Origin of the sequence: Colwellia sp. MB3u-8 (assembly GCF_014076985.1) — a bacterium.
GTDB lineage: Bacteria > Pseudomonadota > Gammaproteobacteria > Enterobacterales > Alteromonadaceae > Cognaticolwellia.
Genome location: NZ_JACGVA010000060.1, coordinates 1 through 12,128, shown reverse-complemented (window position 1 = coordinate 12,128; position 12,128 = coordinate 1). Strand labels below are relative to the sequence as shown.

General features: G+C 37.9%; 13 protein-coding genes and 1 other RNA gene. 3 read left to right on the top strand and 11 right to left on the bottom strand.

What is annotated here, in order from left to right:
- Positions 1-18: 18 nt before the first annotated feature.
- The 8 genes from H4J54_RS08565 to smpB form a co-directional block, all read right to left on the bottom strand.
- A complete protein-coding gene (locus tag H4J54_RS08565) occupies positions 19-1,362 on the bottom strand; it encodes a DUF5906 domain-containing protein (protein ID WP_182190474.1) in 1,344 nt (447 codons plus the stop codon).
- Positions 1,359-2,252, bottom strand: coding sequence for a toprim domain-containing protein (locus H4J54_RS08560; RefSeq protein ID WP_182190473.1), 894 nt, complete (start codon positions 2,250-2,252; stop codon positions 1,359-1,361). The genes H4J54_RS08565 and H4J54_RS08560 overlap by 4 nt, the downstream gene beginning before the upstream one ends.
- Complete coding sequence (locus H4J54_RS08555; RefSeq protein WP_182190472.1) at positions 2,245-2,823, bottom strand: tyrosine-type recombinase/integrase; 579 nt, start codon at positions 2,821-2,823, stop codon at positions 2,245-2,247. The genes H4J54_RS08560 and H4J54_RS08555 overlap by 8 nt, the downstream gene beginning before the upstream one ends.
- Before the next feature lie 11 nt (positions 2,824-2,834).
- A complete protein-coding gene (locus H4J54_RS08550; RefSeq protein ID WP_182190471.1) occupies positions 2,835-3,122 on the bottom strand; it encodes an AlpA family transcriptional regulator in 288 nt (95 codons plus the stop codon).
- 144 nt (positions 3,123-3,266) lie between these two features.
- Complete coding sequence (locus tag H4J54_RS08545; RefSeq protein WP_182190470.1) at positions 3,267-4,037, bottom strand: DUF6387 family protein; 771 nt, start codon at positions 4,035-4,037, stop codon at positions 3,267-3,269.
- A gap of 136 nt (positions 4,038-4,173) precedes the next feature.
- Positions 4,174-5,409 carry an integrase domain-containing protein gene (locus H4J54_RS08540; protein ID WP_182190469.1) on the bottom strand — a complete coding sequence of 412 codons (1,236 nt, stop codon included), beginning with the start codon at positions 5,407-5,409 and terminating at the stop codon, positions 4,174-4,176.
- 177 nt (positions 5,410-5,586) lie between these two features.
- Positions 5,587-5,936: a transfer-messenger RNA gene (ssrA, locus tag H4J54_RS08535) on the bottom strand.
- A gap of 120 nt (positions 5,937-6,056) precedes the next feature.
- Positions 6,057-6,539 carry an SsrA-binding protein SmpB gene (smpB, locus tag H4J54_RS08530; RefSeq protein WP_182136491.1) on the bottom strand — a complete coding sequence of 161 codons (483 nt, stop codon included), beginning with the start codon at positions 6,537-6,539 and terminating at the stop codon, positions 6,057-6,059.
- A 151-nt stretch (positions 6,540-6,690) separates the two neighbouring features.
- On the opposite strand from smpB, the gene H4J54_RS08525 reads away from it, so the two are divergent.
- Positions 6,691-7,122 (top strand): SRPBCC family protein, encoded by a 432-nt coding sequence (locus H4J54_RS08525; protein ID WP_182190468.1) that lies wholly within the window; start codon positions 6,691-6,693, stop codon positions 7,120-7,122.
- A 51-nt stretch (positions 7,123-7,173) separates the two neighbouring features.
- Positions 7,174-7,515: an RnfH family protein gene (locus H4J54_RS08520; protein ID WP_182190467.1), complete on the top strand. Its 342-nt coding sequence runs from the start codon at positions 7,174-7,176 to the stop codon at positions 7,513-7,515.
- Positions 7,516-7,795: 280 nt separating this feature from the next.
- Here the strand turns inward: H4J54_RS08520 and H4J54_RS08515 are convergent, their stop codons facing one another.
- The 3 genes from H4J54_RS08515 to nadK all read right to left on the bottom strand — a co-directional run bounded on the left by H4J54_RS08515 (position 7,796) and on the right by nadK (position 10,970).
- Entirely contained in the window at positions 7,796-8,143 is a 348-nt protein-coding gene (locus H4J54_RS08515; RefSeq protein WP_182190466.1) for an outer membrane protein assembly factor BamE, read from the bottom strand.
- Between the two features lie 105 nt (positions 8,144-8,248).
- A complete protein-coding gene (gene recN, locus H4J54_RS08510) occupies positions 8,249-9,913 on the bottom strand; it encodes a DNA repair protein RecN (RefSeq protein ID WP_182190465.1) in 1,665 nt (554 codons plus the stop codon).
- A gap of 175 nt (positions 9,914-10,088) precedes the next feature.
- A complete protein-coding gene (gene nadK / locus H4J54_RS08505; RefSeq protein ID WP_182190464.1) occupies positions 10,089-10,970 on the bottom strand; it encodes an NAD(+) kinase in 882 nt (293 codons plus the stop codon).
- A gap of 184 nt (positions 10,971-11,154) precedes the next feature.
- Here nadK and grpE point away from each other — a divergent pair, with 184 nt between their 5' ends.
- Positions 11,155-11,790, top strand: a complete 636-nt coding sequence (gene grpE / locus H4J54_RS08500; protein ID WP_182190463.1) for a nucleotide exchange factor GrpE — start codon at positions 11,155-11,157, stop codon at positions 11,788-11,790.
- Positions 11,791-12,128 lie beyond the last annotated feature (338 nt).

Sequence of the window (12,128 nt, the reverse complement as noted above, 5' to 3'; positions counted from 1 at the left end):
ATAGCTAAATTTACCTTTTCAGAAAATATCATCTACATCATGCCCGAGATGTTTTGCAAACATTTCTCTTAATTCGTCGCAGCTTGGTAAATCATAATATTTTCCCTTGTTACGCCCTGAACGTCCAAGCACTTTAACTCCTAATTTAGCTAAAACTGACCCAGTTTGGTTCCTGGCTGAAGCTGGGGTAATTACTATTTTATTGTTTTCAGCCCAGTATTGGTATTGGCTTACCAAGTCACTAGCATATACTCTAGCTGCTCCGGAAAATGCTTTTTCTTTTAATAGCTCTTCATTAAAAAATGAAAGTATCGATGTAAGACTCGAAAGTTTTTCTTCTATCAATCCTTTAGTTGTTGGTGCTTGATAAGGATTAAATGAGCTTATATCAACATTGAGGAGATGCTCAAGGAAGTAGGCAGCTCCATCAGAATTAATTAAGTCGTTTAATGCTTTGAAATAACTTTTATCATCTACTTTATTTGATGATGGCTCTAAAACTAAAAAACGCCTTTCTCTTGTTCCTGCTCTTAATATTTGTCCATGGTTGCCGGCAAAAATAAAGCGTGCAAAATTTGGTATAGGTTCAGCATCAATACCTTTTAGTTCTAAGCTGATTGTTGGCTCTGAAATAATGCCTTTAACTTTATCAAAGACTGGCTTACTGGTTAAATCCACTTCATCACCAAAGATAAGTAACCTACCTGCAATTACTGAATTAAAGCGACCAGTGAGCTGATAATGCCCGTTAACCTGATTAGCATTTACACCAAGCATCTTCTTGAGTAATTTATAAAGTGTTCCTTTTCCCGTTCCTTCAGCTGATTTCATTAATATAGCGACTGATGGTTTGTCAGCGGGCTTTTGAAATATATGCGCTAACCATTGAATAAAATACGTTGATGCTACGCTGTCGCCTCCACACAAGACCTCGTGAATATGATTAAGTATTAGCGTTATATTTCCAGCCATAGCCTTACAGCCAAACCCTTGAAAGGTGTTAAAGAGTTGATCTGGTGCTTTTGATTGCTCTGGGTAATAACCAATACCATCGGAATAAAATCTTTTCTCTGACCATTTAAACCAAGTTCTTCCTTGATTTGATTCAGCTATCTTAGGTTTGTGCTCAAAGTAATTATAAAAATCCTTAATACTTTCAAAGGTCATTCGTTTTCCATCAATTGAGCATGGCTTAAATGTCATTATTCGATGTTTAGCGCCAATAACAATATGTGCATATGTTTCATTCATTTCAGTTAATATGACTAATTCACAATCAGTAATTACTTTTCCGTTAATAGTGACTGGTTCGGTTGGCGCTTCTACCGTAGAGAGTTCAATTACGTTATTATTTTTTTTCATGATACCGCCTTAGTCGATAGGCTTTGCTCAAAGTCATTCCAGTCAGTTAACCCTGCTAACTTTTGCTCAAAAGTAAAAGGTGGAAAGGCTGTTTTTGCTCTGATCATTGATGCCGCATTAATCGCTTTATCTTTACCGGGGTTAATGCCTGTTTTACGTTCCGTTAAATAATCGTCATCACCGGTAATTATTATTTCAATATCTGGCCAACGTTGACGAGCTATTTTGGCCACTGGCCCTAAGTTATTAGCGTTCATTGCAGCAAGTACTGAATGACCTGTGATTTGATAAACACTAACTGCGGTAGAGAAGCCCTCGGCAATATATAAACGTCTTAATGGCTCATTGACTGGCAATGCAATTGGACAACATAAACCCGTTACTCTGCCGCCTTTGTTGAACTTTTTAAAACCTTGATCATTAATAGTCTGTACGTTCACTAGCTCAGGCTTTGTTAGGCTGTAATCCACCAAAGGAATAATCAATAAATTATCTTTATATCGAATAACGCTAGGTGCATTTATCGCTTTTTTAGTTAAGTATTGATGTTTGGTTACCGGTTTTGCATGTCTATAAATATCCCTAGCCTGATGGGTTGCAATGGCATAGCTTTCAGCTCTTAATAACTCAGCTGTTTTAATGGCTTGCTGAATATCTATTCTCTCTTGGTGTGTTTGTTTGTACCCATCAGGTTTCCATATTTCGGTTATACCTGTTTGCCAATCGCCCATAACCAAAGTAGGACTTTCACTAAATGCGATATACCAACCGTTTTTACTATTAGGTTTTAATTGGGTAGCTACTCGGTGAAGCTGCCCGTCACAAAGTAAGTTATCAACTAGCAAACTAAAGTTAAGGGCTGCGTTTAATTGTATGTTGTGGTTAATCATATTCAAGCTCCACAACACTAAAATACTCGTGAGTTACTACACTAGAACATGAAATAAACAAGGATTTTACAAGAGATTTATCTATATGGTTGCTCCACCAATTCATAAGTTTACGCCGAGAATGATAAAAATCAGTCCTGTTATAACTCCTTCTAACTTCGTTACTATCAACATGAGCTAAAGTAGCTCTAATTACGTCATGTTCAAAACCTTGTTTATTTAAAATAGTACTAGCTAAGGAGCGTAAATCATGGGTAATTGAGTTACCCTTGTAACCCATTTTTTTGATTGCTGCGTTTAGCTTTTGGCCATTAGTGTGGTTTCTTGGATCGCTATCTGCTGGGAATATATACTCTCTATAACCACTTATTGGTTTAATAGCATTGAGTAAACTTAATGCTTGTGCAGTTAAAGGCACTGAATGAGTGAACTTATTTTTCATTCTTTCGGCAGGTATATTCCAAAGTTTGTTTTCAAAATCTATTTCAGACCATTTAGCACCAACGGCTTCACTTCCTCTAACCATTGTATGAAGTTGCCATTGGATTAAGTATTGTGTAATTTTTTTCATAACTTTCTCTCCTACACGAATCTTTGGCGTTGGACTATTAATGATGCAATCAAACTTTTGATTTCATCAGTGCTTTTTCCTGCGGCTATTGCGCCAATAACAGTTTGAAGTTCGTGTTTTAAATAGCCAACAGAATTGGAGCCCAGTGTTATTGGTTTTGGCAAAAGACCTGCATTTATTTTATTGTGGAAATTACTTTTTGAAATGCCAAGCATGGTTAATGCTTGTGGTCTGCGGATTATCTGTAAGTAGGGTGTTTGTACGTTAATTATATTAGGGGTTTGTACAGTATGGTTCATGGTTCGCCTCAGTTGTGTTGGTTTGGATTAACTGAGGGTATTATTAGGGTTCTGGTAGAAGGTTAAATTAGTCAAAAAATATTGATTTTTTAACTGACATATCTTCTGAAAAAATTAGTAGAATTTTTATAAGTTAAATTTCTACTAAATGAGGCGGTAATCATCACTTAATATAATTTCAGTGAAAGGAAGTACTGTTTGTTTTAGCTCTGTTTCCCCTTTTTCTCCATTTGGGTATAAAGCAACGGTTAATACTCGATGAGGAATTTTCTTATCTTCTAATAAACTCCATATTTTCAAATCCAATAGTGGGATGATCTTGTAGTCTACTATTTTTTTGAAATGAGAAGGCTTTGAATAAATATTTTCGGTAGGCTCGTTTATTTCTAATACCTCTCTCCAATGGGGAAGTAATTTTTTTATATCTGAAAGAATTGTCTTATCTGAATTTTCATTTAGGTTAATGACCATGTGAGCCAACCTATGGTTATTATTTAGATCAACAAGATCAAAGTATTCACTGTATGCGCTGTAGTCGATCGGGGTAAGCCTCTCTTTATTAGCAATTAAACGATCTTCTTTAATTAATGTATGTGTAAAAGTTATAGCATTTAATGCTTTTAATGGCTTCACTGCATTGGTCCACAGCATAGCAGGAACCAACTCATCGTCATGTGTGAGTTGAAACACTTCTGACACAATAGGGTTACCCTTTGTTATTAATGCCCATTTTAAACGTGAATGGAGGTCAGTAAAGTCAGAGTCTTTAGTAAAACCATAATCCAAATAAGTCAGCAAAGAGGCCCTATAAGCGATTTGATCAGTTAAATCATTATCACTCAACAGAGTGACTGAATCATAGTTATTAAGCTTAAACCATGTAGGTAAATCTATTTTACTTTTAATCATTTTCATATCTATCTCTAAATCAACTGCAGTTTAATTGTTAACAGTTACAACTATTATTTTCCTTAATTTAAACTGTCAACGCCTGTGTTTCACTATCAATATAAAATGTATATTGATAGTGCTTACTTATTATAAAAATATATTAAACGATTTTTAACTTAGTTCCAGACAATGAAAAGTTACCTGTCGCACATATTTCAATATGTTCAGACCACCAAACCATCATTGAAGCTCTGCGCTTTAAGTAATCAGCTCGGTTATAAGCGCGTCTGACTTCGTTATCATCAACATGAGCTAGAGCAGATTCAATTACGTCAGCATCAAAGCCTTGTTCGTTAAGCGTCGTACTAGCGACAGAACGTAGGCCATGAGCGACTAACTTTGCTTTGTAGCCCATTCTTTTAATTGCTGCGTTTGCTGTTGATTCGCTTGCGTGGCTTCTAGGGTTTCTATCTGCGGGAAATATATATTCTCTGTGGCCACTGATAGGCCTTATCGATTCAAGTAGGCTCAATACTTGATCTGAAAGCGGAACTGAGTGAGGACGCTTTTTCTTCATTGTTTCAGCTGGAATATTCCAAAGCTTTTCAGTGAAGTTAATTTCAGCCCATCGAGCCTTTACTGCTTCACCTGGTCTAACCATCGTGTGTAATTGCCATTCAATTAAATGCCTGGTAACAATCTTGATACTGGCAACACTTAACGCTTTCATGAACATAGGCAGTTCGTCAGGTTTGATAGTTGGCATGTGATGTTTTTTAGGTTTTTCGAACGCTGCCTTGATTCCAGTTAAAGGGTTAGAGTGTATAACACCTGTATTAACCGCATAGTTCATGATTTCATTTAGACGTTGATTAATTCGCTTAACAGTTTCTAAGCTACCTTTTGCCGCAATAGGCGTAACGGCTTTAATGGCAATAGGGGCTGTTATTTCTGAAATGGGATATTTGCCAATCTCTGAGAAAACATGCAATTCAAGAGAACGCCAGATATCAATGGCATAATTTGGTGTCACTTCGGTCTTTTTAAGCTCAAACCATTTTGAAGCAACACTTTGCAAGGTGCTTTCTACTCGTTCTTTTTGTTGGTTTGCTACACTTTCTTTGTCTTCTTTTGGATCAATATTTTTAGCAAGTAGCTCTTTTGCTTCAGCTCTAAGTTTTCGAGCATGAGCTAATGAAATGTCAGGGTATACACCAAACGTTAGGTTGGTGCGCTTCATGTCAGATGGCTTGTAGTATTTAAAAATCCACTTCTTAGTACCTGAAGGATTTATTTTTAGCTCAAGGCCTCCGCCATCAAATAAACTACATATTTTAGTTTGAGGCTTAGCCTTATCTACTTCAGTATTCGTTAAAGGCCTAGTGATTCTAGCCATTGTGATCTCCATATTAGTACCACAAATAAATGGGTTTTTATTCTTAGGTACTAACTATGGTACTAAAATGTATGGTCACTATCAATCTGGGCTGGACAGGAGGGGCTTGGTTTTTATACTTAAACGTTGATTTTAAACGAAAAAAAAGACGCCCTAGGACGTCTTTAGTTCATTATGTGGTGGAGCGGGGGGGAATCGAACCCCCGTCCGAAAAGCCTACATCCTTGGTACTACATGCTTAGTCGATCATTTATTTAACCACTTGGACGCCAACCGACAGGCTTCGTCATGGTGAGCTTAATACTATTTCGCGGTTCAGCCTTAAGCGTGCTTCCCTCGCTATCCTATTTGGGGTGACCATCGATCCTCTAAACAATAGGAGAATTTTTGAGGCGATGGCTAGCCTAAGCGGCTAGTGCGAACGTTTCGTCGTTTGCAATTATAGTTTTGCGGCTTTTTACCAGGCAAACCGCCCCTGGGCATGCACCTCGGGTTTCATGAATCTCGTCGAATCCTAGATCCGCCCCAAAGCTTACTCTTTACTTCTTTTCTACTGCTTTCTTTTCTACTGCTATAGACTATATAAGTCTATGCAGCGCATTATACAACGCTTAGTTTAAATAGACAACGTGATATTTTTTAATCAACTATCTATCTAAGTTTCTATTTTTCATTAATCGGCCTTTATCTACTGCCCATTCTCGATCTTTGATGTCAGCACGTTTATCGTGATCTTTTTTACCTTTGCCCAAATAAAACTCTAATTTAACCCAACAAGCTTTCCAATACATGGCGGTGGCGATTAAGGAATAACCATCACGCTCTACAGCGGCAATAATTTTTTCTAGCTCTCGACGGTTTAAGAGTAATTTTCGGTCACGATTAGGATCACAAACCACGTGACTAGAAGCGGCGTTAAGCGGCATTATTTCCGCGCCAAGTAAATAGGCCTCACCATTTTTTATGTGTACGTAACAGTCAGATATATTTACCTTACCACTGCGTATACTTTTAATTTCCCAGCCCTGTAGGCTCATTCCGCCTTCAAACTTATCAGTTAGGGTATAGTTATGACGTGCTTTTTTATTTAGAGCAATCGTATTGCTGCTTGATTTCTTTTTCTTTGCCATTATATTTCCATTTTGTTTGCTACCAAAAATAGCAATCTTCAACATTATACGGAGTATTGCTGTTATTTAAATGGCTTATTTATCATTTTTCACTTTAATGCGTTTTTAAAAGACATTTGCTATGATAGCGCCCTTGAGAATTGGAGGGTGAATGCCAAACATAAGCCGTAGTGCATTAGTGATGCACAGTGTAGAAGACATGTATTTTTTAATTAATGATGTGCTTGCCTACCCAAAGTTTTTACCTAATTGCAGTGATAGTAAAATAGTTGCCCAAGACGAACATAGTATGACCGCCGCGATATTAGTGTCTAAAGGTGGTCTGAAAAAATGGTTCACCACGCAGAATGTGCTCATTAGTAACCAAGAAATTAAAATGAGTTTAGTTGATGGGCCTTTTAAGTCTCTTGTCGGTGGTTGGCAATTAAAAGCCTTATCTGACGATGCCTGTAAAATTGAATTGACTTTAGATTATGAATTTTCTAATAAAATGTTTGATTTGGCTTTTGGTCGAGTATTTAATAATTTAGCCAATAATATGGTGCAAGCGTTTACTGAGCGAGCAAAAGAAGTATACGGTTAGTGGTATAAGCTGTGTATTAATAGAGTTTACATTAACATGAGCGAATAGGTTATGAGTGAAGAAATTAGTGAGCAAGCCCCACTCGCGATTGAGGTGGTTTACGGCACACCAACACGACAAGAGATTATTAGCTGTACCGTTGAGCCTAACACTACGTTAGAGCAAGCCATTTTAGCTTCTGGCATAGTTGAAGAGTTTCCTGAAATAGATTTAGCCGTTAATAAGGTGGGTATTTGGAATCGCTTAGCTAAGTTAACCGATACGGTGAAAGACTTAGATCGTATTGAAATTTACCGTCCACTGCTTGCTGACCCGAAAGAAGTGCGTAAACGCAGAGCAGAAAAAGCCAAAGAAGAAGGCCGGGCTAATAAAATTACTGGCGGTCGGGTTTAGTCATACCGAGGTAATACTGGCGAGAGTTAATTTACTCTTTTGATATATGACCTAGGATATCTGACTTAGCTAGGTAATTTAGGTGATTTATTAAAAATTTAGCCATAAAAAAGCATGTCCTACAATAGACATGCTTTATCTTCAGGATGAACCTTATATCAAGATCACATGGAAGTTCCTAGCCATTAAAGTCATTAATGGCTGCACTGCATCAGTACATTGTTGGACGCCAATGTGAAAGAGTGATGATGTTCAAAAAACAACTAACCTAGTTAACCCGCTAGTTAACCATAGGTACGTTATAGCTTTCCGGTAATTCAAAATCACCTTCAGCATTAACAACCTTGTTATTATCAAAGGTAATGGTAAATTGTTTTTTTGCGTTAAATTCGTCGCTTCGACCTGATTTGAAACGATAAACATAATGCCAAATATCTTTATTAAACGCGCCTTGAACAACAGGGCTACCTAATACAAACTTAACTTGTTCTTTTGTCATACCAATTTGAAGTTTGTCGATATCTTTTTGCTCTAAATAGTTTCCTTGTGGAATATCTATACGATAAACCCAGCTAGAACAGGCAGAAACAGACAAGGCGATTACAATAGCTAATACTCGAAAAAACATGTTAATTATAATTATCCTTTATAGTTTGAATGGGGATAATAGCGAAGCAGGCTAACAGATACAAAATAATTTTTAGTTTATTTTACCCGCTTGCTGATCTTTGCTTTATCCGGCCAGTAATTCTTGCGCGTTAGCTAGGCTATTTTCGGTAATTTTATCACCAGCCAGTAAGCGAGCAATTTCTTGGACGCGGCCATTGCTAGAAAGTTCAGTTACTGTGGTTTCTGTATGTTCACCATCGGTTAATTTAGCGACAAATAATTGTTGATGACCTTTACTGGCCACTTGCGGTAAGTGAGTTACACAAATAACCTGAGTATTTTTTGCTAATTGTTTCAACTTGCTACCTACCATAGCGGCGGTTGGGCCACTGATACCCACATCCACTTCATCAAATATTAAGGTAGGGGTAATAATTTTATCCGCCAGAATAACTTGCATCGCTAAGCTGATACGAGAAAGTTCGCCGCCTGAGGCAACTTTATTCATCGCTTCTAACGCTTGCCCTGGGTTTAAACTCGCAAGATAACTCACGCTGTCATTGCCGTTAACCGATAAGTTTTCGCTTTTATCTTGGCAAATATCGATGAAAAACTTGCCATACGGCATGTTGAGATCGGCCATGCTTTTGGTGATCATTTTACTTAACTTAGTGGCGGCTTTTTTTCTTGAATCAGACAAAATCAGTGCAGCCTGTTGATATTTTTGTTTTGCGGCCTCTATATCATCGTTAATTTGGTTTAAACGTGTTTCATCAGAGCTAAATAATTGTAGCTCTTGTAATAGCTGTTGATGAAAATTGGCTAATGAGCTGGCCGATACTTGATGTTTTTTAGCTAGCAGCACAGCGGTTGAATAACGCTCTTCTATTAAAGTATAAGCTTGTGGGTCAAGCTCTAAACTTTCGTAATAATGCTTAATTTCTTGGCTAGCGTCTTCAACTTGAATTAAGGCTTCGTTAAGCTGTTCTGCTATGGCTTTTAATGTCGGGTCATAGTTACCTAAAGCGGTAATTTGCTCGGTACTGTGCCGTAGGCCATCAACAACGTTAAATTGTTCATCTTCAGATAATTCTTGTACAGCAATTAAGGTTTCATTGAGGATGTGCTGACCATTACTTTGGCGGTTATAGTCAATTTCCAAGCTTTCAAATTCATCAAGTTGTAATGAAAACTCATCTAATTCGTTTACTTGATACTGTAATAATTGCTGTTTGGCTTCACGTTGTAGTTTGCTTTCTTGCAACAGTTGGGCTTCTTGGCTAAGTTCACGCCATTGATGGTAATAATATTTAACTTCATCTAACAAGTGCTGGTGGCTGGCATAAGCGTCAAGAATATTGCGTTGTTCAGCGGGTTTAACCAGTAGTTGATGGTTATGCTGACTGTGGATGTTGATCAGTAGTTGTCCAATTTCTTTTAGTTGCGTTAAAGGCACTTGGCTACCATTAATATAGGCTTTTGAGCGGCCTTCAGCAGAAATAACCCGCCGCAGAATACATTCATTTTCGAGCAACATATCATTGTTTTTTAGCCATTTTTTTGCTCTTTTGTTATTACTAGTATCAAAAGTGGCGGCTAACTCGGCTTTCGCGCAATTAGGTCTAACGACGTTGGTTACCGCCCTATCACCTAAGCAAAGCCCTAAGGCGTCAATCGCAATAGACTTACCTGCACCGGTTTCGCCGGTAATGGTAGTCATGCCTTGTTGCCAATCAATGTCGAGTGAACGCACAATGGCAAAATTTTGAATGTTGAGCTGCAATAACATAGTCGCCTCACTGTCTTTATCACAACGTTATATTGGATAAAGTGTTAATACCAATGGGTATGGTAACCAAAAAAACCAGATACTGTTAATTTATACAGTATCTGGTTTTTATTCAAGCTCTGTTTGCAACTTTATTTATATTTCGACATTCTACCCATCGCAGGTTTAAGTAATATCAGTAGAGTTTGTGACCCCAACCTAATTTATTTCTTAGTACATTAAAGTAGTTATGATCAAGTGGGTGTATTAGGCGTAGGGTAAATTCACTTTTTTTAATAATCACTTCATCACCGGGCATAACCGCTAAAATCACATGGCCATCGCAGCTAACCTGCAAGTTTTCATAGTTTTCATTAGCCAGTTTTAGTTTGATCTCGCTGTTACCGTCAACCACAATAGGTCGACTAGTTAACGTATGCGGAAACATAGGCACCAAGGAAAGGGCATTTAAATTGGGGGTTAATATTGGGCCACCCGCTGACATAGAATACGCGGTTGAGCCGGTAGGCGTTGAAACAATTAAACCATCAGAGCGTTGACTAAACATAAAGCTGCCATCGATATAAACTTCAAATTCGATCATGCTAGCGACTTTACCTGCATGCAGTACCGCTTCGTTCACCGCACTGTTTGAGCTTTTAAGTTTGCCGTGGCGATAAACTTCAGCTTCGATAATAAAGCGTTGTTCAGCGCGAGATTCACCTTTTAAAATGGCTTCAAGCGGGGTAATTAAATCATCAGGAGATAAATCGGTAAGAAAACCTAAATTGCCACGGTTAACCCCAATAACACCGACATTGTAACAAGCTAAAACTCTCGCCGCGCCTAACATATAGCCGTCACCACCAATCACAATAGCCAGATCGGCCTGCTCGCCAATACGGGTAAGTGACGCCATGACAACATTTTCAATATTAACGGTTTGGGCCACAGAGTTTTCTACCAGCACTTGATAGCCTTGCTGCGATAAATACTGATGTAAAGCTGCTATGGTTGAACTGGCACCTTCATGGTTAGGTTTACCAATTAAGCCAATAGTGCGGTATAAATTACTCATACGGTGCTTATAAATATGTAATATAATTAAGGACTATCAGCAGTTTCGCGCTATTTCGCTCGCTTGTAAAGTTGACTTTTTTTTAAATGATTTACTTTTGTGCTTGAATCATAAAAACAAACCCCCATAATTAGCATTATTATATTACCTATTTTGAAATTTAAGACCTACTTTGGAGTTTTTCATGGCCAACGAGTCAACAGAGAATAAAAGTGCTGAAGATATTTTAGCAGACAAATTAGCCACTGAAATTATTGAGGATGCAGAAGAGCAAGTTGAAGTTGAACTTGACGCCGCAGTCGAAAATATCAGTGCTGAGCAAGAAAAAATAAACGAGCTTGAACTCGCCTTAGCTACCGCTAAATCAACGGTTGCCGATCAAAAAGATTCAGTCATACGTGCGAAAGCAGAAGTTGACAATGTTCGTCGCCGTGCGTCACAAGACGTTGAAAAAGCACGTAAGTTTGCTTTAGAAAAATTTGCTGCTGAAATGTTAACAACAGTAGACAACCTAGAGCGAGCATTACAAAATATCGATAAAGATGACGAAAGTAATACGGCTATCATCGAAGGTATTGAGTTAACTTATCAAGGTTTATTAGCTTCGTTAGAGAAATTTGCGATTAAAGCGATTGACCCACAAGATCAACCATTTAACCCTGAATTACATCAAGCGATGTCAATGCAAGAAGTTGAAGGTGTTGCGCCTAATACCGTTATTGCCGTTATGCAAAAAGGTTATGAGTTAAACGGTCGTTTAATTCGCCCTGCTATGGTGATGGTGTCAAAAGCTAAACCCAGTGTAGATACCACCGCATAATTTTCATTATTCGGTCATTTTGCACGACAAGAAAAGCCAGACAAATGTTTGGCTTTTTTATATGCAAAATTTGATTTTTTTAAGTACAAAAAAATGGCCCAAAGTCACATTATCACCAGGCCAAACTCACACTAACACTTGGCCAAAGTTACACCATAACCCGTAGGCCCTTGTAGGGTGGACTTTAGTCCATCAAGTTAAATGAAATTTAACCATCCTCAGCATAAATACCGAAAAAAAATAATACCCGCGATAGCTGTTTGTTAACCCGTCAAATTAATTGCCCGCTTAACGGTTGTCAGACTAAAGTCCGACCTACAAAAATCTCAAAAATCTCA